Origin of the sequence: Kribbella sp. (assembly GCF_035655035.1) — a bacterium.
GTDB lineage: Bacteria > Actinomycetota > Actinomycetes > Propionibacteriales > Kribbellaceae > Kribbella.
The window spans coordinates 1-21894 of record NZ_DASRVN010000702.1; the positions used below are offsets into that span (position 1 = coordinate 1).

Consider the following 21894-nt stretch of genomic DNA (forward strand, 5'->3'; position numbering starts at 1 on the left):
GACGCCGACCGGACCCGGCACGACCCTCGTCGTGACCGAGGAGTCGTGGGACGGCGAAGTGGTACGAGCAGACGCCGTCAACATCCAGCAGGCCCTCGGCGAGTCCCTCGTCCAGTGGCTCGGGCACCTCAAGTCCGCCGCGGAGCGGTCACGATGACCGCCGGCAAGCGCTCTCGCGGTGCGGCTCTCGGCGCACTGGCCGCCGCGCAGTTCACCGTGATGCTCGCGACCTCGATCGTGAACGTCGCGCTGCCGCAGATCCGCGACGGCGTCGGACTCTCGGACGGCGGTACCACGTGGGTGGTCAACGCGTACGGCCTGGCGTTCGGGGCCTTACTGCTCGCGGGTGGACGCGCCGCGGATCTGCTGGGACGTCGCCGGGTGTTGCTCGCGGGCCTGGCTCTGTTCGGGGCGTCGTCCGCCGCGGCTGGACTCGCGATGACGCCGGCGGTCCTGGTCGGCGCCCGCGCCGTACAGGGTGTCGGCGCCGCGATCATCGCTCCGGCAGCACTCGCCTTGGTCATGGACCTTTTCCCGCCGGGTCCGGAACGCGGGCGAGCGCTCGGCATCTGGGGTGCCGTGTCCGGCGCGGGAGGCGCGGCCGGGGTCGTCCTCGGCGGCGTACTGAACCAGGCGTGGGGCTGGCCGTCGATCTTCTACGGGGTCGCGCTCGGAACCTTCCTGGTCCTCGGCGCCTCCGTGGTCTTCGTACCACGCGTCACGGCCGGGGAACCGGCGCCGTTCGATCTCCCCGGAACGGTCACCGTCGGCCTCTCGCTGACCGGTCTGGTGTACGGCGTGACCACCGCCCGCACCGTGGGGTGGACCAACGGTCGGGTGCTGCTCGGCTTCCTGATCGCCGCCGTCCTGGGCGCGGCGTTCGTTCTGATCGAACGCCGCAGCCGGCACCCGCTCGTACCGCCCCGGCTGTTCGCCAGCGGACGGGTGACGTCGGGAAACCTCCTGATGGCCCTGTTCGGCTCGGTGTGGATCGCGCTGTTCTTCTTCCTGCCGCTCTACCAGCAGCAGGTGCTCGGCGCCGGCCCGCTGGTCACCGGCCTCGGCCAGCTCCCGCTCGCCGCCGCGAACATGCTCGGGGCAACGCTCGCGCCGCGGATCGCACGCCGGATCGGCGCCACCGCCACGGTGATCGCAGCGCTGCTCACCGAGGCGGCCGGAATGCTGTGGCTGTCGGGCATCCGTACTGACGGCAGCTTCCTCACCGACGTCCTGGGCCCGAGCATCCTGGTCGGCCTCGGCCTCAGCATCACGTTCGTCCAACTGACCGGGCTGTCGATCGAGGGCGTGGCCAAGGCCGACTCCGGGCTGGCCGGGGGCCTGGTGAACACCACGCGCCAGGTCGGCGGCGCCATCGGCCTCGCAGTACTCGCCACCGTCGCCGGGTCCGTCACCTCCGCCTCCCACGGTTCGCACCTCGAAGCACTCACCGCGGGCTACCGCACCGCATTCGCCATTTCGGCCGCGGTACTGGCGGCCACCGCCCTGCTCGCCTCCGTCCTCATCCGTCCGTCCACGAAAGCCAAGAAAACAAGGAAGAAAGCATGTACACCATCGACGAATCCGCACCCGTCATCGTCCGACTCTCGACCGTGATCGACGCCCCGCTGGAACGGGTCTGGCAGCTGCACACCGACATCGACTCCTGGGCCGAGTGGAACGACGACGTCGACGAGGCGAAGCTCGACGGCCCGGTAGAGCCCGGTACGTCGTTCCGCTGGAAGACCCACGGACTCGACATCACCTCGACCATCCGCGAACTCGTCCCGGGTGCACGCCTGGTCTGGGGCGGACCCGCGAACGGCATCGACGGCGTCCACGTGTGGACCTTCGAGAGCAACGGCGACCAGGTCACCGTCCACACCGAGGAGTCCTGGAGCGGTGCCCCGGTCGAGGCCGCCGCCGACGAACTCGGCCGGGCCCTGCACGCCTCCCTGACCACCTGGCTCGCCGCGCTCAAGTCCCGCGCCGAGCAGAACTCCTGAGAAACGAGGTCCGCACATGTCCACCAAGCCGTACCTGATCGGCCACTACACCCCGGCCGTCGACGAGCTCACCGCGACCGGCCTGATGGTCGAAGGCAACCTGCCGCCGGAGCTGACCGGCCGCCTGATCCGCAACAGCCACAACCCGAAGCCCGGCGTCACCCCCACCCACTGGTTCAAGGGCAGCGGCATGGTCCACGGCATCCGCCTGCGCGAAGGCCGTGCCGAGTGGTACCGGAACCGCTGGGTGCACACCCCTGCCCTGGACGGCGCGCCGTACATGACCGAGCAGGGTCCGGATCTGACCGCCAGCACCGCGGGGACCCACGTCATCGAGCACGCTGGACGCCTGCTCGCCTTGTGTGAGGCCAACTTCCCCTTCGAACTGACCGCCGACCTCGACACCGTCGGCGCCTACGACTTCGACGGCAAGCTCCGCAGTGCGATGACCGCGCACCCGAAGACCGATCCGATCACCGGTGAGCTGCACTTCTTCGGTTCGTCGCCGTTCCCGCCGTACCTGATGTACTACGTCGCCGACGCCAAGGGGCAGATCACGCACAGCGCGGAGATCCCCGGGGCGACCGCCTCCCTCAAGCACGACTTCGCGCTCACCCGCCACCACGTGGTCTTCGTCGAGGGCACGGTCACCTTCGACCCGAACGAGCACTCCGGCATCCCGTACGGCTGGAACGACGCGCAGCCGGCCCGGATCGGCGTCATGCCCCGCGATCCGCAGGGCGCCGAACAGATCCGCTGGTTCGCCATCGAGCCCGGCAACATGCTGCACGCCGCCAACGCCTATGAGGACACGCAGGGCCGCATCGTCCTCGAAGGCCCGACCGTGGACCGCGAAGGCTTCCAGCTCTCCTGGAACTGGTGGGTCGGCGCCCCGGGCCGCGGTACCGAGCCCAACACCCGCTCCACCAACCGCCGCTGGGTGATCGACCTCGCCGCCGGCCGCGTCCACGAGAACATCACCGACGACCTCGCCATCGAGTTCCCGACGCTGAACGAGGACTTCCTCGGCGCCGAGAACCGCTACCAGTACGCCGTCTCCTTCCCCGACCAGGACGGGTACGGCGGGTACGGCATCGTGAAGTACGACCGGACGACCGGCGACCGCCGGATCCACCAGGCCGGCGACGCCCGGCTGCCCAGCGAGGCCGTCTTCGTCCCGGCCGCCGGCGGGACCCGCGAGGACGACGGCTACCTGCTCACGATCGTCTCCGACCTCAAGCAGGACGCCTCCCAGCTGCTCGTCCTGGACGCCTCCGGCCTCGACCGGATCGCCACCGTCCACCTCCCGCGCCGCGTCACCGGCGGCATCCACGGCAGCTGGATCCCCGACACCGCCCTCCCCACCAACTGACCGGACCGCTTTCCTGAAAGGCCTAACAGCATGAGTACGGCGGCTCGGGTCTCCTCAGCAGTCAGGACACCCGCGGGCGGGGCTGGGGGTGGTGGCTGGAATCGGGAGGGGTCGGGTTGGATCTCCAAGGAGGGGGTCCAACTGACGTTGAACTTCCTCGGGGGGAGCCGTTCTGATCAGGTGGCGGTGGCGGCCGGTCGGCGTACTGCGCCATTGGCCGAGCGTGCCGTCCATCGTGAACTCGCCGGGATCGCTCCAGCCGAACGCCGGCCAGTCGGGGTGAACGGCGACGTAGACGGTGAGCGGATCCCAGCTCGGGCGGCCGGTCCCAGCGCCACAGAAGGACTCGTACGCGATCCGCACCGGATCATCGACGTCGAGCGTCGCGGCGAGGTCCACCCCGGTGATCACGTCCGACGCTGTCTCGAAGCCTACGAAGTCGATCGGCGTCGGCCACGCTTCGAGGAACTCTGCTGTCTCCGCCGCGTAGGTGCTGACGTTGAATTCCCACCCGCCCGGGAAAACACCGCCCATGACGACACAGCGGCGTACTCGACGGCGCACCAGGTCGGGTTCCTCGCGCGCGATGCGTAGCAGGTTGGGGAAGAAGCCGATCGACACGACGGTGAGCGGCTCCCCGGGCTGCCGCAGGATGTCCTTCAGCAGGTCCGACGCGAGCGGTGCCGGCTGCGTCCGAACCGTTCGGCCGATCGTACGAGCGTAGTCGGGCTCGGCGACATCCTCGGTGGTCCGATGATGCCGCCCCACAGGGATATCGACGGCGTGGTGGTCGAGGACGGCCCGGGCGGCGAGTGGACCCCACTTGCTCGGAGTGTTGACGCCGATGCCCACGATGCGGCACTCCCCCAGACGCTGCAGGCTCAAGCCGACAGCCAGCGCGCCGACGTCGTCGACGTCCGCGAAGAGGTCGGTCTCGATGAAGAGCCTGATGCCCACAGTCCTCACCTTTCCGCAGGTTCTTCGGGTTGCCGTGACTGTAACGCTCTGGGTAGGTGGGTCGATGAACAGCTCAGGCGGCGGGTTGGGACGCAGGGCCTGCCACGGGTATCACTGCGCATGAGCGGGCGCAGGTTCCCACGAGAAGCCGTCCGGGTCGGTGAAAGTGGTTGAGTCCGCGGCCAGCGTGATGCGGTGGGACCCGGTGCCGTCGGTCGGTACGCCGGCATCCTTGGCGAGGGCCTTCCGGGCGTAGAGGGCGAGCTTCACCTGTCCGTTGCCGGTGAACTCGACGTACTTGCGGCCGAAGCTCTTCCCCACGGTGAGTCCGTGGTCGACATAGAACTTCTTGCTCGCGGCAACGTCCTCGCAGCCGAGGAGCAGTACGACGGAGTCGATCGCGCGGGTCGCCGGGCCGGTGTCCTTCTTCGCGGAGGTGGCTACCTTCCAGATCGTGCCGTCCGGCGCCTGGACGACGCCGCCGTACCCCCACAACGACTTGGTCACCGGCTTGATCACGGTCGCACCGGCCGCGACCGCGCTGTCGAACAGGCTGGTCACCGTACTCGGCTGCGCCACCGTCAGCGAGAGCGTGAAGCCGCGGAACCCGGTCGATTCGGCTGCCGACTCACGCACCCGCACCTGCCCCGCCAGCCCGAAGGCATCCGCCAGGAACTGCTCGGTCGAGGCGACGTCGGTTACTTCCAGAACCACACTGTCAAGGTTTGTCATGCCTCAAAGCTAGAAGTCCCGGCCCTGCCCACGCTTCTCGATTCCTGATCGATCAGGTCGGCGGCGCGTTCGGCGACGAGCATGACGGTGACGACCGGGTTGACGGAGGTGATGGTCGGGAAGACCGAGGCGTCGGCGACGCGGAGGCCTTGGATGCCGCGGACGCGGAGGTGTGGGTCCACGACGGCGGTGGGGTCGGAGGAGGGGCCGATGCGGCAGGTGCCGCTGGGGTGGTAGACGGTTTGGTGGATCTCGCGCTGGAGGGCGGCGAGGTCGTTGCCTTCGACATCTTTTCCGGGGAAGACCTCTTCGCGGAGCCAGGAGCGCATGGGTTCCTGCGCGGCGATCCGGCGGGCCAGACGCACTCCTTCCACCAGCACTCGTTCGTCGTGGCCGTCTTCGTCGGTGAAGGAGCGGTAGTCGATCGCGGGAGGTACGTCGGGATCGGCGGACTCGATCCAGGTGCGGCCACGGCTGTGCGGGCGGGCGACGTTGGGGGCGATGGCAACGATCTGGCCGGGAAGCGGTGGCTGGGCGTGGTCTGCGAGGTAGCGCTCGGCGTGGACTGCCCAGGGTGTGACCGGGAAGTGCATCATCACGTCGGGGCGGTTGTCCGGGCCGAGGCTGATCATGGCGCCGGCGTCCCAGCCGCTGGCGCAGGTGTCAGGTGGAGCTGTCGCCGCTTCCCAGATGACCAGGCCCTCGGCGTGGTCCTGCAGGTTCTGCCCTACGCCGGGCAGGTCGAGGCGTACCGGCACGCCGGCCGCTTCCAGTAGGTCGCGTGGGCCGACGCCGGACAGCTGGAGCAGACGCGGGGAGTCGATCGCGCCGCAGCAGAGGACGACCTCGCCGCGCGCGAGGATGTCCCGCTCGACCCCGGCGCTGTCGCGCACACGCACACCCGTCGCCCGCAACCCGTCCGATGTCTCAGCGCCGTCGCGCGCTCCGGTCTCCCCCACCGTGTCCGAGTCGTCGAACAGGATGCGGAGTGCTCGGAGGCCGAGCAGTACGGCGGGTCCTTCACCAGCAGCGCGGGCCGGGTGCAGGTAGTGGATCGAGGTGGAGGATCGCAGGTTGGTCTCGGGCGTGTAGCCGACCTCGAAGAAGCCCGTACCGTTGGCCGATTCGTCCAGCCGGCCGTCGTTCCAGCGGTCCTGCTCCGGTACGTCGAGGGCCTTCGCGGCGCTGGTCACGACGTCGGCGACGTACGGGTTCCGGTCCGCCTCGGCGACCGGGTGGATCGGCGTCTGCAACCGGTCGTACAGCGGGAGCAGCTCATCCGGCCCCCAGCCGTGCGCGCCGAGCCGCTCCCACTCCTCGAGGTCGCCGGCCGGCGGGCGCCAGGCGATCATCGTGTTCGCGGTCGAGCACCCGCCGAGGATCCGCAGCCGGGCCATCCGGAGGTGCGAGTTGCCGCGTTCGTTGGGTTTCGACCGGTAGTCGAGGTCGTACTCGCCCTCGAGCATCTCGTCCCAGCGCCGCAGTTCACGGGCCCGCGGTTCGTGCTCGTCGTCGGGACCCCACTCGACGAGCGCCACATCGCGGCCCGCCTCCGCGAGCCGGGTGGCAAGCAGTGCGCCGGCCGTACCGCCGCCGACCACGACGTACTCGTACGTCTCAGCCATGGTGGAACCAGGTCGTCTTCAACCCGGTGAACTTGTCGAGCGCGTGCAACGACAGGTCGCGGCCGTAGCCGGAGTGCCCGAACCCGCCGAACGGCGTCGACACGTCCAGCGCGTCGACACAGTTGACCGACACGGTCCCGGCCCGGAGCCGGCGCGACACCCGGTGCGCCCGGCGCAGGTCGTCGGTCCACAGCCCCGCGGCCAACGCGTACGGCGTACCGTTCGCAACCGCGACTGCCTCGTTCTCGGTGTCGACGGTATGCACGGTCAGCACCGGCCCGAAGACCTCGGTCTGCGCGATCGACGCGTCCGGAGCGACCCCGGTCAGCACCTGCGGCCGGACGAAACACGTCGTCGGCGCGCCCGGCATGACACCGCCGCCGAACGCCTCCCCAGCCTCCGAGGCGCCGCGCGCCATCAGCGCAAGCACCCGCTGGGCCTGCCGCTCACTGACCAACGGCCCCAGCTGCGTCGCCGGGTCGAGCGGATCTCCGATCACCAGAGCGGCGGCCCGCTCGACGATCCGGCCGATCAGCTCGTCGGCGACACCCTGCTGTACGACGAGCCGCGACGTGGCGGAGCACACCTGCCCCGAGTTCGTGAAGATGCCCGCGGCAACACCGTCGGCGACCGCATTGAGGTCGTAGACGTCGTCCAGTACGACGACCGCGCTCTTGCCGCCCGCCTCGAGCCACACCTGCTTCATGTTCGACTCGCCCGCGTACGTCTGGAACAGCCGGCCGACCGCGGTCGAACCGGTGAACGTCACCGCGTCCACGTCCCGATGCCGCCCGAGCGCAGCGCCGACGACCGGACCGCTGCCGGGCACGACGGACAGCACGCCGTCCGGCAGACCGGCCTCGGCCGCCAGCTCGGCCAGCCGCAGCGCCGACAGCGGCGAGTCCTCAGCCGGCTTCAGTACGACGCTGTTGCCCGCGGCAAGGGCCGGCGCGAGCTTCCACACGGCCATCTCGAGCGGGTAGTTCCAGGGCACGACCGCGGCGACGACGCCCAGCGGCTCGCGGGTGACCACGGCCAGGTCACCAGGGCCGGTCGGCGCGACCTCGCCGTACACCTTGTCCAGGCTCTCGGCGTACCACCGCAAGATGGCGGCGGATCCGGGAACGTCGATCGTGGCGGTGTCGACGATCCGCTTGCCGGCGTCCCGGCTGTCGAGGAGCGCCAACTGGTCGAGGTGCGAGGCCACCAGGTCGGCCCACCGCGTGAGTACGGCGGCCCGCTCGCGCGGATGCGCCGTCGCCCAGTGACCCGCCTCGAACGCGCGCCGCCCCGCGGCCACCGCGCGGTCCACGTCGTTGGCGTCACACTCGGCGACCTCGGCCAGTACGAGCCCGGTCGCCGGGTCGACCGTCGAGCGGGTGGTGCCGCGCAGCGCCGGCACCGGGCCGTCGATCCACGCCAGCGAAGGCGTCTCGAGCTTCGCCGCGAGGTCCTGCCAGTCCTGGTACGTCCGATCGCTCATGCATGCTCCCCGTGGGTCGTGACCGGCTCGGCGGCGATCCGCTCGCGCGAGCCCGTCGTCGCGCGGACCCACACGTAGTAGGTCGGGGCAATGATGGCAAGGCCTACGATCCAGGAGATGTCGACCCCGCCGAGCGACTTCGCGACCGGCCCGGTGAAGAGCGCGTTGGACAGGAACGGAACCTGCACGGCGATTCCCAGCAGATAACAGCCGACGGCCGGGACGTTGATCCGCCCGTAGACGCCGCCGTCGGGCTTGAACAGCGACGGGATGTCGTACTCGCCGTGCCGGATCAGGTAGTAGTCCACCAGGTTGACGGCCGTCCACGGGATCAGCACGCAGAGCAGCAGGAGCATGAAGTTCTCGAAGTTCTCCAGGAAGTTGCCCCGGCCGGCCAGCGCGATCACGAGGGCCACCGCGAAGATCACGATGCAGACCGCGGTCCGCGTGGCGGCTCCCGGCTGCCAGCGCGGCTTGAGGGTCTGGCCGATCGTGAGGCTCGAGAGCGCCCCGCAGTACAGGTTCATCGCGTTGGTGGCCGAGATACTGATCGCGAAGATCGCGAGGACGACGGCACCGATCGCGCCGCCCGCCGTGTGCACCCCGGTCACGGTGTCCGCGTTCGGCCAGGCCGCGCCGATGAACGCCCCGAGCAGCATCGGGAACAGCGAGCCGAGCACGCAGCCGCCGTACGTCGCCCAGAACGCCGCCCGTACGCCGGTGTCCTTCGGCATGTAGCGGGTGTAGTCGGACACGTACGGCGCGTACGCGATCTGCCACAGCGCGGCGAGCGACACCGTACCCATGAAGCCCGCCCAGCCGAAGCTCCCGCTCGACATCGTCCCGGCCGGCAGCCCGACGACGGCGAACAGCATCACGAACGCGGCCACCAGCGCGAGACCGGCGAGCGCGCTCAGGACGCCGGCCATCGCGTGGATCACGCGGTACCCGTAGATCGCGCCGATGACGCCGAGCACACCGACCAGGACGATGCCGGGTGTCTCCCCGATCGAGGTCAGGTCGGCGAGCGCCTGGCCGCCGAGCACCATGTTCGACGCGAAGAACGCGGTGTACATGACGACGACGATCGTGACCACGAGCAGGCTGCCGTACGACCCGAACTGGGCCCGGGTCTGCAGCATCTGCGGGACGCCCATCTGCGGGCCCTGCGCGGCGTGCAGCGCCATCACGACGCCGCCGACCACGTTGCCGATCAGCAGCCCGAGGATCGCGGCCCAGACCGGCAGGTGGTACACGGCGGTCGCCAGGACGCCGGTCGCGACGGTGAGCAGCATGATGTTGGAGCCGAACCAGATCGTGAACAGCTGCGTCCACCGGCCGTGCCGCTCGTCGACCGGGATGTGCTCGATGGTCCGGTGCTCGAGTGCCTCGCGGCGGGTGCTGTCGGATGTCGTGCTCATGGATGCTCCTGAACTCGGCGGTTCGCACCACCATCTGCCGGGTGTGAGCCATCTGTCCATCGCAGAAAATACGCGTCCTGGATCAGGAAAGTCGATGACTCCAACCGCGTTCACACCCCGGAAACATGTCGACGACCCACCTCACGCTGCAGCAGCGCCGTCACCAGCGCCCGGGCGTGCTCGACCGGTACGGCGGCGTTGCGGCCCACCACGTGCAGTCCGACCGCGTCCTCCAGCGCTACTACCGTCTCGGCGACCTCCCGCGGCGAGCTGCGCAGCGTGAGCACGCCGCGCTCGGCGCCGCGGGCGAGGACCAACTCGTAGAGCGAGACCTCCTGTTCCCAGAGCGAACTCATCAGCGCTGCGTGGGCGGAACTGCGCGCAGCGTGCACATGGAGCTGGTACAGGACCCGGAAGTGCAGGTCGTCGACGTCGTCCGGCGTACCCCGCCGGACCAGCTCGGCGAGCTGCTGCAGCGGGTCGTCCAGCTGGTCGATGGCCTCCCGGCGGGCGGAGTAGAACCGGCGTACGGCGTCCGCGTGCACGTCGAGCACCAGCTCGTCGAGGTCGCGGTAGTAATAGGTCACCAGACCCGCGGACAGGCCCGCCTGGGCCGCGACGTCGCGGATGCGCAGGCCGGCCACGCCGGTCTCGGCGATCGCCCGCGCCGCCGCCCGGACGAGGTCGCCACGCCGCTCACGTTGATCCTTGGGACGTGCCACCCCGGAATTATCTATGACATGCATCAAAGAATCGAGTCTTCCGAAACATTGCCGAAACCAGAACTTTGCAGTGCGATGACAAGAACCTGATCAGATTCTTTGCGACCAATCGCAAAGAATTGAGGGAAGGAGAGGTGATGACCACCGACCCGACCGGCGAACCTGCCGACGTGGTGTTCCGGGGCATCGTCCGACCCGACGCCTACGCCGCGCCCACCGATGCCGTCGCGGTGCGGGACGGCATCGTCGTCGCTCTCGGTCGCGGGGCGTGCGACGCGCTCGTCGGCCGCAACACCGCGCTCGTCGACGGCGTCGTCACGCCCGGATTCGTCGACGCCCACGTGCACCCGGTGATGGCCGGTCTGAACCGGTTGCGCTGTGACCTGGACGACCTGCACGACCTCGACGACTACCGCCGCCGGATCACCGGACACCGCCCCGGCGACGGTGAGTGGTTCCTCGGCTCCGGATGGTACGGCGACGTCTTCCCCGGCGGCTTCCCGTCCGCGGCCGAGCTCGACCGGCTCGTCGGCGACCGTCCCGCCGTACTGACGAGCCACGACGCGCACGGGGTGTGGGTCAACACCGCGGCCCTCCGGCGCGCGGGCATCGACGACGCGACACCGGACCCGGCCGGCGGTCGCATCCATCGTGACGAGCACGGGCACGCCACCGGGTTCCTGATGGAGTCGGCGGCCGACCTGGTCACCGACCTCGTGCCGAAGCCCGGCCAGGCGGAGCTGGTCGCCGCGCTCCTGGAGGCCCAGCGGTACCTGCACTCGCTCGGGATCGTCGGCTGGCAGGACGCCGCCGTCGGCGAGATGCTCGGTACGCCGGACCTGTTCCCCGTGTACCGGGAGGTGGCCGGGTCGCACCGCCTGACGGCCAAGGTCACCGGCGCGCTCTGGTGGGACCTCGACCAGGACATCTCACAGGTGGACCTGCTCCGGGAGCGCCGCGCCGAGAGCCAGGCCTGGCCGAACTTCCGGGCGAGCGCGGTCAAGATCATGCAGGACGGCGTCTGCGAGAACCTCACGGCCGCCGTCATCGACCACTACCACGGCCGGCCGGGCGAACGCGGCCTGAGCTTCGTGGATCCGGAGTTCCTCGGCCTGGTCGCGAAGACGCTGACCGCCGAAGGGTTCGACCTGCACCTGCACGCCGTCGGGGACCGCGCGGTCCGCGAGTGCCTCGACGCCCTCGAAGCAGCGCCCCGGCTCCCGGACGCCCGGCATCAGCTCGCGCACATCGACCTGATCGACCCGGCCGACGTACCCCGGCTGGCCGCGCTCGGTGTGATCGCGAACATTCAGCCGCTCTGGGCGCGCGAGGATCACGTCCTCGTCGAGACGAAGCTGCCGTACCTGACCGACGCCCAGCGCCGCCATCACTTCGCGTTCGGCACGCTGCACGCGGCCGGCGCCGAGCTCGCGATGGGGTCGGACTGGCCCGTCAGCAGCCCGAATCCCTTGTGGGGCATGCATGTCGCGGTGAACCGAACGGCGCCGTACGGCGATCCGCACGCCCAGGACGAGCACGCCCGTACGGTTCCTCTCCTGCCCGAGGAGGGCGTCGACGTGGCCACCGCGTTCCACGCCGCGACCGCGGGCGCCGCCCGTGCCTCGCGCCTGGACGGCACCGGCACTCTCCACGTCGGCGCGCCCGCCGACCTCGTCGTACTCGATCAGGACCCGTTCACCGTGAGCGCCGCGGAGCTGTCGTCCGTGACCGTACTCGCCACCTATATCGACGGCATCCCCGTTCACTGAGTCATCCACCGTCTGGAGGATCGCGATGTCCGCGACACCCACCGCTCTCGCCCAGGAGCAAGAGTCCAAGCTGCTCAAGACGCTGGGCCGGTTCGACCTGGTCTTCCTGCTGATCGCCGCCGTGGTCGGGCTCGAGACGCTCGGCCAGGTCTCGACGTACGGCGCCGAGGCGTTCACCTGGACGCTGGTCCTCGCCGCGCTGTTCCTGATCCCGTACGGCCTGCTGTTCGCCGAGACCGGTGCCGCCTTCACCGAGGAGGGCGGCGCGTACACGTGGGTCCGGAACGCGTTCGGGCGCCGGTCCGGGGCGATCGCCGCGTTGCTGACCTGGGTCACCCAGCCGGTCTGGGTCGGCGGCTCGATGGCCTTCCTCGCCACCGAGGGCTGGAACGTCAACCTCACCAAGATCACCGCGGGGTCGGCGGCCGACTACGTGTTCAAGCTCGTCTTCATCTGGCTGACCGTGCTGGCCGCGATCGTCAGCCTGCGGTACGGCAAGTGGCTGCCGACCGTCGGCGCGATCCTGAAGGTGGTCCTGCTGATCGTCTTCGTCGGTACGGCCGTGGTGTACGCCGTCAAGAACGGTGTCACCGACCTCTCGATCCACGACTTCTCCCCCACGCTGACCGGCCTGTTCGGCGCGACTCCGCTGCTGCTCTTCGCGTACCTCGGCTTCGAGTCCGGCAACAGCGCCGCCGGTGAGATGAAGAACCCGACCCGCGACGTACCCTTCGGCATCCTGCGGTCCAGCGGCATCGCCGCGCTGTGCTACCTGCTGCCGATCTTCTCGATCCTGCTGGTGGTTCCGAAGGACAAGATCACCGGCATCGGCGGGTTCTTCGACGCGACCGCGACGGTCTTCAGCGTGTACGGCGGTGCCGCGGACGTGATGCTCAAGATCCTGTCGGTCTGCCTCGTGTTCGTCCTGATGACGCAGGGCGCGGCGTGGATGATCATCTCGGACCGGATGCAGGCGATCGCGGCCGCGGACGGCGCGTTCTTCGGCGGCTTCTTCGGGATCTTCAACCGCCGGCTGAGCACGCCGGTGCGGGTCAACCTCCTGTCGGGCACCGTGGCGACCGTGTTCATGCTGGTCGCGATGAAGGTCAGCGGCAGCGCCGGCGCGATCTTCGGTGTGGTGCTCACGATCGCGATCACCACGTTCCTGCTCTCGTACCTGCTTGTCATCCCGGCGGCGATCCGGCTGCGCAAGGTCGACCCGGACCGGCCGCGCCCGTTCCGGGTGCCGGTCTCGGACCGCTGGTTCGCGGCGATGGGCTGGCTGTGCTTCGCCTGGATCGTGCTCGGCTCCTGGGTGGCGATCTTCCCCGGCACGCTCGAGCCGCTGTTCGGCATCAAGTACGGCTTCCACGACGTCTGGGGTGTCAGCCGCGGCACGTTCGAACTGTTCACGATCGGCACCCTCGTCGTACTGCTTGCCCTCGGCATCATCGGCTACCTGCGCGGTGCGCCGGTACGACGGGCAGTCTCGCCCGACCCCACCAACCACGAGAGGAGCGGCGTCGCATGACCGCCGTCACCGACCCGGACCGCACCCGGACCACCGGCCCCACGCACCCGCTCGACCGGCTCGGCGCCGAAGAGATCGAGCGCAACCGGACCATCCTGGACGCGGCCGGCCTGATCGGGCCGGCCACCCGCTTCCCGCTGGTCCAGCTCGCCGAACCGGCCAAGGCGGACGTACTCGCCTGGCAGCCCGGGCAGAGCTGGGACCGGCGCGTGTGCTCGGTGCTGCTCGAACGCGGCGCCGGCACCGTGACCGAGGTCGTCGTCTCGCTGACCGAGGACCGGATGGTGTCCCGGCGCGAGGTCGACCTGGTCGGCGAGGGCCAGCCGCCGATCATGGGCGAGGAGTTCGACCTGGTCGAGCGGATCCTCTGGGCCGACGAGACATGGTGTGCGGCGATGGCCCGCCGCGGTCTGACGACACCCGAGCGGATCCGGATCTCCGCGCTCAGCGCCGGGCACTTCGAGCTTCCGGGCGAGGACGGGCGCCGGCTGGTCCGCTGCCTGTCGTTCCTGCAGCTGGACGACGACGACAACGTCTGGGCCCATCCCATCGACGGCATCGTCGCGTACGTCGACCTGAACTCCGGCGAGGTCGTCGAACTGCTCGACGCCGGCGACTTCGACGTACCGCTGGAGCGCGCCGACTTCGAACGCGGGCCCGGTACCGCGCCGCAGCGGTCCACCCAGCGGCCGATCGTCATCACCCAGCCCGAGGGGCCGAGCTTCACCGTCGAGGGCGATCTGGTGCGCTGGGAGAACTGGGAGTTCCGGATCGGGTTCGACCAGGTCGAGGGGCTCACCCTGCACCAGCTCGGCTTCCACGACCGGTTCCAGGATCGCGTGCGGCCGATCGTGTACCGCGCCTCGGTCGCCGAGATGGTGGTGCCGTACGGCGACCCGTCACCGGTGCGGTTCTGGCAGAACTACTTCGACGCCGGCGAGTACTCCCTCGGCAAGGAGGCGAACTCGCTCGCGCTCGGCTGCGACTGCCTCGGCGAGATCCACTACTTCGACGCCGTACTCGCCGACGACGACGGGCGGCCACGACGGATCGACAACGCGATCTGCCTGCACGAGGAGGACTTCGGCGTGCTGTGGAAGCACACCGACTCCTACAACGGCAGCAGCTCGACCCGGCGGCAGCGGCGGCTGGTGATCTCGTTCTTCATCACGGTCGGGAACTACGACTACGGGTTCTACTGGTACCTGTACCTCGACGGCACGATCGAGCTCGAGTGCAAGGCGACCGGTGTCGTGTTCGCGTCGGCGTACCCGGGCGCCGGGTATCCGTGGGCCAGCGAGATCGCGCCGGGCGTGGGTGCGCCGTACCATCAGCACCTGTTCTCGGCGCGGCTCGACCTGATGATCGACGGTGTCGGCAACGCGGTCGACGAGGTGGACGCCGTACGGGTGCCGATGTCCCCGGAGAACCCGTACGGGAACGCGTTCACGCGACAGTCGACCCGGTTGCGGACCGAGGGTGAGGCAGCGCGGCTCGCGGACGGGGCGGTGGGCCGTACCTGGCATCTGGTGAACCCGCGGGTGACGAACGCGCTCGGCCAGCCGGTCGGGTACACGCTGCATCCGGAAGGGCAGCCGACGCTGCTGGCCGATCCGTCGTCGTCCATCGCGCGGCGGGCCGCGTTCACCACCAAGCACCTCTGGGTCACCGCGCAGGACGATAACGAGCGCTACCCGTCAGGCCGTTTCGTCAACCAGAGCAGGGGAAACACCGGCATCGACACCTGGACGCAGGCGGACCGGGACATCGACGGCACCGACATCGTCGTCTGGCACACGTTCGGCCTGACCCACTTCCCCCGCCCGGAGGACTGGCCGATCATGCCGGTCGACTACACGGGCTTCACCCTCAAACCGAACGGCTTCTTCGACCAGAACCCAGCCCTTGACGCACCCCGCCCGACCAGCTCGTCAGACAGCTGCTGCCACCACTAGAGGTCTTGGAGGTTGGCGAGAACCTGCGGACTGAGGAGCCTGTCCAGCTCCTCAGCCGTCAGGTCGCCGGTAGCCAGAGCCAGCGATCGTACGTCGCCGGCCCCGGTCAGGACTGCCTTGGCGAGTTCTGCCGAACGGGTGTAGCCGAGGTACGGCGTGAGCGCGGTGACCAGGCCGACGTTGCGTGCGGCAACCGCCGTGAGCGCGACCTCGTCGACCGTGATCCCGTCGACGCACAACTCGCGCAGGGCGTCGAAGGCCGCGGCCGTCCAGCTGAATCCCTGCAGAAGACCGTGGCAGATGACCGGCTCGAAGGCGTTGAGCTGCAACTGCCCGCCCTCGGCAGCCATCGTGACCGTGACATCGGTGCCGATCACCCAGAACGCGACCTGGTTGACCAGCTCCGGGATCACCGGATTCACCTTGCCCGGCATGATGCTCGACCCCGCCTGCCGCGCCGGCAACTTCAGCTCGGCGAGCCCGGCCTGTGGCCCGGACGCCAGCAGCCGCAGGTCGTTGCAGATCTTCGACGCCTTGACCACAATCCGCTTCAGCACACTCGACACCTGCACGAAGACCCCGGCGTCACCGGTCGCCTCGACGAGGTCACCCGCACCGACCAGGGGCAGTCCAGTGATCTCCACCAGGTGGCCAACAGCCCGCTGCCGGTACTCCGGATGCGCCGTGATCCCGGTACCGATCGCCGTCGCGCCGAGGTTGATCTCGCAGAGCAACCTCCGCGAGTCCTCCAACCGCGCCAGCTCCTCCCGCAACGTCACCGCGAACGCCCCGAGCTCCTGCCCCACGGTCATCGGTACGGCGTCCTGCAGCTGCGTCCGCCCGATCTTCGGCACCGCGCGGAACTCCGCCGCCTTCGCCGCGAACGCCTCCGCCAGCGCGGCCGTGGAGACCGTCAGCCGATCGATCGCCGTGATCAGCGCGATCCGGACCGCCGTCGGATACACGTCGTTCGTCGACTGGCAGCGGTTCACGTGGTCGAGCGGATGCACCTCGTCGTACGTCGCCCGCGGCCGCCCGAGGACCTCCAGCGCACGGTTCGCGATGACCTCGTTGGCGTTCAGGTTGGTCGAGGTACCGGCGCCGCCCTGGATGACGTCGACGACGAACTGGTCGTCGAGCTTCCCGGCACACACCTCCTCGGCGGCGGCCGCGATCGCGCCGTACCGCCGGTCGTCGAGGAGCCCGAGGTCGTGGTTCGCCCGGGCCGCGGCGAGCTTGACCGCACCGAGCGCGGCGACCAGCTCACGATGACGGCCGACCGGCGTACCGCTGACCGCGAAGTTCGTCAGCGCCCGCGCGGTGTGCACGCCCCAGTACGCGGTCGCCGGTACCTCGTGCGGTCCGAGCGAGTCGTACTCGGTCCGCATCACCGCTCGGCCAGGTCCAGCGCGGTCCACGCGAGCGCGGTCGCGGCGTCGAGCACCGCCTTCTCGGCATCACCGCCGACACAATGCGCGGCGAACTCCGGTTGATGGTTCAGAGCCGGCAGCGACCCGATCCCGACGTACGGGTGGATCGCCGGTACGACCTGCGACACGTTGCCCATGTCGGTGGACGCACGGTTCATCCGGCGCGCCGGCGTACCGGGGTCGAACACCCGGCCGAGGGCTTCCGCGTTCCGGATGTACGCGCGCAACGCGGGCTCGTACGTGCGGAACTCCGCATAGGGCTTGCTCTCCAGGGCGATGTCGAGGGTTGCGCCGGTGGCGAGGGCGCCGGCCTCGAAGCAGCGGCGTACCTTGGCCTCGGTCTCGGCGAGCTGCGCGAGCGACTCGGCGCGCACGTACCACCGGCCCTCCGTGCGAGCGGGGATCGCGTTCGGGGCCTCTCCCCCGTTGGTCATCACGCCGTGCACCCGTACGGTCGGCGGCAACTGCTGGCGCAGCAGGCCCATTGCGACCTGGGCGATCGTGAAGGCGTCGGCGGCGTTGACGCCTTGTTCCGGGTACGCCGCGGCGTGTGCCGCCTTGCCTTCGTACGTGATGTGCGAGTGCGACACCGCGAACGGCTCGGCCTCCGCGACGTCCACCGGAGCCGGGTGCACCATCATCGCCAGGTCCAGCCCGGCGAAGGCGCCACGGTCGAGCAGCTCGATCTTGCCGCCACCGCCTTCCTCGGCAGGCGTTCCGTACACCTCGATCGTCAACCCGGCCGCGTCGGCCAGCGGCGCGAGCGCCCGCGCCGCGCCGACCGTGATCGCCGAGATCAGGTTGTGCCCGCAGGCATGCCCGAGGCCCGGCAACGCGTCGTACTCGGCGCAGAGCCCGAGGCGGAACGGGCCGCTGCCGTACGTCGCGAGGAACGCCGTGTCCAGTCCGAGGTACTCCGGCGTCACCGTGAAGCCGGCCTCGTCCAGCGCGTCGGCGACCCAGCACGCCGATCGGTGTTCCTGCCAGGCGGTCTCGGGGTGTGCGTGCAGCTGTTCGGAGAGCTGGATCAACCGCTCGGCGTCGGCGGCAACCGTCCGGGTCGCCCGCTCCCTGGTGCTACTCATCGCCGGGAACGCCGTACGACGGCGCCGCTGCCGGGTTGAGGCCCCGCGTGACGTAGTCGTCGCGCTGCGGGAGCCAGAGATCGAGGAGGGCGCGCAGGTCCTGGATCGGCTCGTCGCTCCAGTCGACCCGCAGATCGGTCTCGCGCCAGGGCACCAGGCGTACGACCGAAAGTCCCGCGGAGTGGACGGGACCGGCTTCGCCACCGGCTTCAAGACCGGCTTGCAGTGCGGTCAGCAGGCGCTCCTCCAGCTCGCCGGCCGACGACTCGAAGGCCTCGACGATCGCGTCCACGACCTCCGGCCCGGTGAGCATGTTGCCAGCAGCAACCACCTGGTTCCCGGTCCGGTCGTGGTGGATGCCGAGCGACCGGTCACCGGAGTACGCCGCGCCCGCGCCGTCCAGGCCGAGCACGGTCAGCTGGCGGTGCTCGATCAAGTCACGGTCGCGGACCACGTTCTCGAGCGCCGTCCGCGCATCGGCACCGTTCGCGAGCTGGTCGAGCAGCTCGGTACCGAGCCGGGGATCGGTGACGTTCTGCGAGGACGCGCCGCCGACGCCCGCGCGCAGGTGGATGCACCGGGCCGCGACGGCCGGGCTCGACGACGTGACGGCGATCCCGACGGCGCCGTTCCCGTCGGTGCCGAGGACCGAGAACGTCACGGGATCACCGCGATCGCGTCGACCTCGACCAGCCACTCCGGGCGGGCCAGCGCGGACACCACGATGCCGGTCGAGATCGGGTGCACGCCCTTCGTCCAGCGGCCGATCGTGCGGTACACCGCTTCCCGGTAGCGCGGGTCGACGATGTAGATCGTCAGCTTGACCAGGTGCTCCATCCGCGCGCCGGCCTCGCGGAGCAGCAGGTCGATGTTCGCCATCGCCCGCTCGGTCTGCGCCTCGACGTCGCCGACACCGACCGACTCACTGGTGTCCAGGTCCTGCCCGATCTGCCCGCGGACGTAGACCGTGTTGCCGGCCACCACCGCCTGGCAGAGGTCGTTGTCGAGGTTCTGCTCCGGATAGGTGTCGCGGGTGTTGAACGGACGGATCCGGGTGTGGCCGCCGACGACGATCGGCTCCGCTGCGTGCGTCATACCCTTGAGCCTAGGAACGCGCGGCGGGTGCTGTCGAGACGATCTATTTGGCCCCGAACATCGACGCAATCGATCCACGCGCGACGAGATCCCCGATCAGCTCCTCGACCGCCGCCACCCGCCGGGTCGAACGCACGCCGGTCGCCTTGATCAGTACGACGTCCAGCGGCGGCGCCTCGTGCGCGATGTCGACGGCCACCACCTCCAGGGCGTCGGAGCGGCGCGAGGTACGCGGGCGGACGTTCAGCACGGTGTACGCGAGGCCGCGGGCGACCAGTGCGCGGCAGGTCTCCGCGCTTGTGGACCGGAAGCGGGGCGTCGGGTTCAGGCCGACCGCGCGGAACATCCCGGTGAAGTAGTCCCGGCTGTACGGCAGGTCCAGCAACGCGAGCGGCTCGTCCGCCAGCTCGGCCAGCTTGACCTTCTTCCGCCGGGCGAGCCGGTGCGTGCGCGGCAGCAGCACGTACGGCGGCAACGTGTACAGCGAGGTGACCTCCACCCGAGGGTCGGCGGTGATGTCGTACCCGATCGCGATCTCGAACCGTCCGCTGGCCACCCCTTCGACCAGCTCGGCCAGGTCGACCTCGCTCGTGTTCACCGCCAGACCGGGCAGCCGCTCGGCCGCCTCCGCGAGCAGCTCCGGGAGCAGGTAGGGCGCCAGTACGCCGAAGCACGCCAGGTGCAGCGTCCCGCTCACCTCGTCGCCGAGGCCGCGCGCCTCGTCGGCCAGCTCTGCCGCCTGCCGCAGCAGCCGCCGGCTCGCCGCCAGCAACTGCTCGCCCGCCGATGTGAGCGTGACGCCGCGCGCGTGGTGCCGCAGCAGCAGCTGCACGTTGAGCGCCCGCTCCAACTCGACCAGAGCCGTGGACAGCGCCGACTGCGACAGGTGGATCGACTGCGCGGCAGCGGTCACACTGCCTGCCTCCGCCACGGCAACGAAGTACTCCAGCTGCCTGAGGGTGTACTGGGCCATGACTCAGTCTAGGACCTTGCATCGATCGAGCGGAACTAGAACGTCAGGAAGATCTGTTGGACACGGGTAACGCCGCACGCTGAGGATCGAACCGAGACAGTGTGCTGTGCCGACTGGAGGTGTGGGGATGTCGAACCCGGAGGTGGAGGTCGTCGTCGTGGGCGCGGGCCAGGCCGGCGTCGCGATGAGCGAGCACCTGGGCAACCTCGGCGTACCGCACCTGGTCCTGGAACGCGACCGGATCGCCGAACGCTGGCGGACCGCGCGCTGGGACTCGCTGGTCGCCAACGGGCCCGCCTGGCACGACCGGTTCCCCGGGCTGGAGTTCTTCGACCTCGACCCGGACGGCTTCGCCGGGAAGGACCAGGTCGCCGACTACTTCGTCGCGTACGCCGAGAAGATCTCCGCGCCGATCCGTACCGGCGTCGAGGTCACATCGGTCCGCCGGCACGACGGCCGCCCCGGCTTCCGGGTGGAGACCTCGGACGGCCCCATCGACACCCGCTTCGTCGTCGCCGCGACCGGGCCGTTCCAGCGGCCCGTGTACCCGCCGATCGTCCCGGCGGACGCGGGACCGGTACAGCTGCACTCGAACGCGTACCGCAATCCCGACCAGCTGCCCGCGGGCGCCGTGCTCGTCGTCGGCGCGGGCTCCTCCGGTGTCCAGATCGCCGACGAACTCCGCCGGTCCGGGCGGCAGGTGTACCTCTCGGTCGGCCCGCACGACCGGCCGCCGCGCAGCTACCGCGGCCGGGACTTCTGCTGGTGGCTCGGCGTCCTCGGCCTCTGGGACCTGGAGACACCACCCGCCGGGGCCGAGCACGTCACGATCGCGGTCAGCGGCGCGCATGGCGGGCACACCGTCGACTTCCGCGCGTTGGCCGCCGGCGGCATCCAGCTGGTCGGCATGACCGCGTCGTACGAGGACGGCGTACTGCGGTTCGCGAACGACCTCGGCGAGAACATCGCCCGCGGCGACGCGAACTACCTGGCGCTGCTGGACCAGGCCGACGCGTACGTCGACCGCAACGGCCTCGACCTTCCCGAGGAACCTGCGGCGCGAGCGCTCGGCCCCGACCCCGACTCCGTCACCAACCCGCTCCTGGAACTCGACCTGTCCGGCATCAGCTGCATCCTCTGGGCCACCGGCTACGCCACCGACTACAGCTGGCTCCAGGTCGACGCCTTCGACGACACCGGGCGCCCCCGCCAGCGTCGCGGCGTCTCCACCGAACCAGGCGTCTACTTCGTAGGCCTCCCCTGGCTCTCCCGCCGCGGCTCCAGCTTCATCTGGGGCGTCTGGCACGACGCCAAGTACATCGCCGACCACATCGCGACCCAGCGGAACTACCTCACCTACAAGTGATGTAGCCCTTCACCATCCAGATCCTCACTTCGTGAGGAACGAGCGGATGTGGTCGAGGGCCATGTCCAGGGCGGTTTCCATCGGGGTGATGTCGTGCTGGGTTTCAGCGAGGAGATAGCCGCCCTGTAGTGCCGCCATCAGGCCGACGGCCAGCTTGTCAGGGTCGGCGGACGCGGCCAGGGCGCCGCTGTCCTGCATGCGCCGGAGGCCGGTCGCGATCAGGCCGGTCCAGGCCGCGAAGGTCTCGGCCAGGGTCGCGCGGGCTTCGTCGTCCTGGTCGGACAGTTCGCTGGCCATCGACCCGAGCGCGCACCCGTACGCCCCGTTCTGCAGTGCATTGCGTTGGACCAAAGCGTCCCGCCAGCGCTGCAGACC

Annotated in this window: 19 protein-coding genes; 7 read left to right on the top strand and 12 right to left on the bottom strand. The window is 69.9% G+C overall.

The features are described 5' to 3' along the window. Positions 1-153: 153 nt before the first annotated feature. The 3 genes from VFF46_RS36435 to VFF46_RS36445 are packed head-to-tail and all read left to right on the top strand — an operon-like array spanning position 154 to position 3375. Positions 154-1614, top strand: coding sequence for an MFS transporter (locus VFF46_RS36435; protein ID WP_325041819.1), 1461 nt, complete (start codon positions 154-156; stop codon positions 1612-1614). After that, positions 1563-2003 (top strand): SRPBCC family protein, encoded by a 441-nt coding sequence (locus VFF46_RS36440; protein WP_325041820.1) that lies wholly within the window; start codon positions 1563-1565, stop codon positions 2001-2003. Before VFF46_RS36435 ends, VFF46_RS36440 begins: the two co-directional genes overlap by 52 nt. Positions 2004-2019: 16 nt before the next feature. Further along, positions 2020-3375 (top strand): carotenoid oxygenase family protein, encoded by a 1356-nt coding sequence (locus tag VFF46_RS36445; RefSeq protein ID WP_325041821.1) that lies wholly within the window; start codon positions 2020-2022, stop codon positions 3373-3375. Positions 3376-3429: 54 nt separating this feature from the next. Here VFF46_RS36445 and VFF46_RS36450 read toward each other — a convergent pair whose 3' ends face one another. From VFF46_RS36450 to VFF46_RS36475, 6 genes are all read right to left on the bottom strand, one after another. Then, on the bottom strand, positions 3430-4332 hold the full coding sequence (locus tag VFF46_RS36450; RefSeq protein ID WP_325041822.1) for a nucleoside hydrolase: 903 nt from the start codon (positions 4330-4332) through the stop codon (positions 3430-3432). A gap of 111 nt (positions 4333-4443) precedes the next feature. Next, complete coding sequence (locus tag VFF46_RS36455; RefSeq protein WP_325041823.1) at positions 4444-5064, bottom strand: glyoxalase; 621 nt, start codon at positions 5062-5064, stop codon at positions 4444-4446. Then, positions 5061-6689: a GMC family oxidoreductase gene (locus tag VFF46_RS36460; protein ID WP_325041824.1), complete on the bottom strand. Its 1629-nt coding sequence runs from the start codon at positions 6687-6689 to the stop codon at positions 5061-5063. The genes VFF46_RS36455 and VFF46_RS36460 overlap by 4 nt, the downstream gene beginning before the upstream one ends. Next, on the bottom strand, positions 6682-8172 hold the full coding sequence (locus VFF46_RS36465) for an aldehyde dehydrogenase (RefSeq protein ID WP_325041825.1): 1491 nt from the start codon (positions 8170-8172) through the stop codon (positions 6682-6684). The genes VFF46_RS36460 and VFF46_RS36465 overlap by 8 nt, the downstream gene beginning before the upstream one ends. Continuing rightward, the gene (locus VFF46_RS36470) at positions 8169-9593 is read right to left on the bottom strand and encodes a purine-cytosine permease family protein (RefSeq protein WP_325041826.1); all 1425 of its coding nucleotides are present in this window, start codon (positions 9591-9593) and stop codon (positions 8169-8171) included. Before VFF46_RS36470 ends, VFF46_RS36465 begins: the two co-directional genes overlap by 4 nt. 110 nt (positions 9594-9703) lie before the next feature. Continuing rightward, the gene (locus VFF46_RS36475) at positions 9704-10315 is read right to left on the bottom strand and encodes a TetR/AcrR family transcriptional regulator (RefSeq protein WP_325041827.1); all 612 of its coding nucleotides are present in this window, start codon (positions 10313-10315) and stop codon (positions 9704-9706) included. Between the two features lie 137 nt (positions 10316-10452). Between VFF46_RS36475 and VFF46_RS36480 the strand changes: the two genes are divergently transcribed. The 3 genes from VFF46_RS36480 to VFF46_RS36490 are packed head-to-tail and all read left to right on the top strand — an operon-like array spanning position 10453 to position 15570. After that, the gene (locus VFF46_RS36480) at positions 10453-12084 is read left to right on the top strand and encodes an amidohydrolase (protein WP_325041828.1); all 1632 of its coding nucleotides are present in this window, start codon (positions 10453-10455) and stop codon (positions 12082-12084) included. A gap of 25 nt (positions 12085-12109) precedes the next feature. Then, positions 12110-13615 (top strand): APC family permease, encoded by a 1506-nt coding sequence (locus tag VFF46_RS36485; protein WP_325041829.1) that lies wholly within the window; start codon positions 12110-12112, stop codon positions 13613-13615. Beyond that, entirely contained in the window at positions 13612-15570 is a 1959-nt protein-coding gene (locus tag VFF46_RS36490) for a primary-amine oxidase (protein ID WP_325041830.1), read from the top strand. The genes VFF46_RS36485 and VFF46_RS36490 overlap by 4 nt, the downstream gene beginning before the upstream one ends. Here VFF46_RS36490 and VFF46_RS36495 read toward each other — a convergent pair. The 5 genes from VFF46_RS36495 to VFF46_RS36515 are packed head-to-tail and all read right to left on the bottom strand — an operon-like array spanning position 15567 to position 20153. Next, positions 15567-16958, bottom strand: a complete 1392-nt coding sequence (locus tag VFF46_RS36495; RefSeq protein ID WP_325041831.1) for an aspartate ammonia-lyase — start codon at positions 16956-16958, stop codon at positions 15567-15569. The genes VFF46_RS36490 and VFF46_RS36495 overlap by 4 nt on opposite strands. Beyond that, a complete protein-coding gene (locus VFF46_RS36500) occupies positions 16958-18085 on the bottom strand; it encodes a M20 family metallopeptidase (protein ID WP_325041832.1) in 1128 nt (375 codons plus the stop codon). Before VFF46_RS36500 ends, VFF46_RS36495 begins: the two co-directional genes overlap by 1 nt. Further along, on the bottom strand, positions 18078-18746 hold the full coding sequence (locus VFF46_RS36505) for a DUF1028 domain-containing protein (protein ID WP_325041833.1): 669 nt from the start codon (positions 18744-18746) through the stop codon (positions 18078-18080). The genes VFF46_RS36500 and VFF46_RS36505 overlap by 8 nt, the downstream gene beginning before the upstream one ends. After that, the gene (locus tag VFF46_RS36510) at positions 18743-19180 is read right to left on the bottom strand and encodes a RidA family protein (RefSeq protein ID WP_325041834.1); all 438 of its coding nucleotides are present in this window, start codon (positions 19178-19180) and stop codon (positions 18743-18745) included. The genes VFF46_RS36505 and VFF46_RS36510 overlap by 4 nt, the downstream gene beginning before the upstream one ends. Before the next feature lie 43 nt (positions 19181-19223). After that, positions 19224-20153, bottom strand: coding sequence for a LysR family transcriptional regulator (locus tag VFF46_RS36515; RefSeq protein WP_325041835.1), 930 nt, complete (start codon positions 20151-20153; stop codon positions 19224-19226). 127 nt (positions 20154-20280) lie between these two features. On the opposite strand from VFF46_RS36515, the gene VFF46_RS36520 reads away from it, so the two are divergent. Then, positions 20281-21519, top strand: a complete 1239-nt coding sequence (locus tag VFF46_RS36520) for an NAD(P)/FAD-dependent oxidoreductase (RefSeq protein WP_325041836.1) — start codon at positions 20281-20283, stop codon at positions 21517-21519. Positions 21520-21543: 24 nt separating this feature from the next. Here VFF46_RS36520 and VFF46_RS36525 read toward each other — a convergent pair. After that, a partial coding sequence (locus tag VFF46_RS36525; RefSeq protein ID WP_325041837.1) for a TetR family transcriptional regulator C-terminal domain-containing protein occupies positions 21544-21894 on the bottom strand: 351 nt, incomplete at its 5' end.

Bases quoted from the DNA above. Each gene is read 5' to 3' on its own strand.
- VFF46_RS36435 (WP_325041819.1), top strand. From the start codon at position 154: ATGACCGCCGGCAAGCGCTCTCGCGGTGCGGCTCTCGGCGCACTGGCC.
- VFF46_RS36440 (WP_325041820.1), top strand. From the start codon at position 1,563: ATGTACACCATCGACGAATCCGCACCCGTCATCGTCCGACTCTCGACC.
- VFF46_RS36445 (WP_325041821.1), top strand. From the start codon at position 2,020: ATGTCCACCAAGCCGTACCTGATCGGCCACTACACCCCGGCCGTCGAC.
- VFF46_RS36455 (WP_325041823.1), bottom strand. From the start codon at position 5,064: ATGACAAACCTTGACAGTGTGGTTCTGGAAGTAACCGACGTCGCCTCG.
- VFF46_RS36460 (WP_325041824.1), bottom strand. From the start codon at position 6,689: ATGGCTGAGACGTACGAGTACGTCGTGGTCGGCGGCGGTACGGCCGGC.
- VFF46_RS36465 (WP_325041825.1), bottom strand. From the start codon at position 8,172: ATGAGCGATCGGACGTACCAGGACTGGCAGGACCTCGCGGCGAAGCTC.
- VFF46_RS36470 (WP_325041826.1), bottom strand. From the start codon at position 9,593: ATGAGCACGACATCCGACAGCACCCGCCGCGAGGCACTCGAGCACCGG.
- VFF46_RS36480 (WP_325041828.1), top strand. From the start codon at position 10,453: ATGACCACCGACCCGACCGGCGAACCTGCCGACGTGGTGTTCCGGGGC.
- VFF46_RS36485 (WP_325041829.1), top strand. From the start codon at position 12,110: ATGTCCGCGACACCCACCGCTCTCGCCCAGGAGCAAGAGTCCAAGCTG.
- VFF46_RS36490 (WP_325041830.1), top strand. From the start codon at position 13,612: ATGACCGCCGTCACCGACCCGGACCGCACCCGGACCACCGGCCCCACG.
- VFF46_RS36495 (WP_325041831.1), bottom strand. From the start codon at position 16,958: ATGCGGACCGAGTACGACTCGCTCGGACCGCACGAGGTACCGGCGACC.
- VFF46_RS36500 (WP_325041832.1), bottom strand. From the start codon at position 18,085: ATGAGTAGCACCAGGGAGCGGGCGACCCGGACGGTTGCCGCCGACGCC.
- VFF46_RS36510 (WP_325041834.1), bottom strand. From the start codon at position 19,180: ATGACGCACGCAGCGGAGCCGATCGTCGTCGGCGGCCACACCCGGATC.
- VFF46_RS36515 (WP_325041835.1), bottom strand. From the start codon at position 20,153: ATGGCCCAGTACACCCTCAGGCAGCTGGAGTACTTCGTTGCCGTGGCG.
- VFF46_RS36520 (WP_325041836.1), top strand. From the start codon at position 20,281: ATGTCGAACCCGGAGGTGGAGGTCGTCGTCGTGGGCGCGGGCCAGGCC.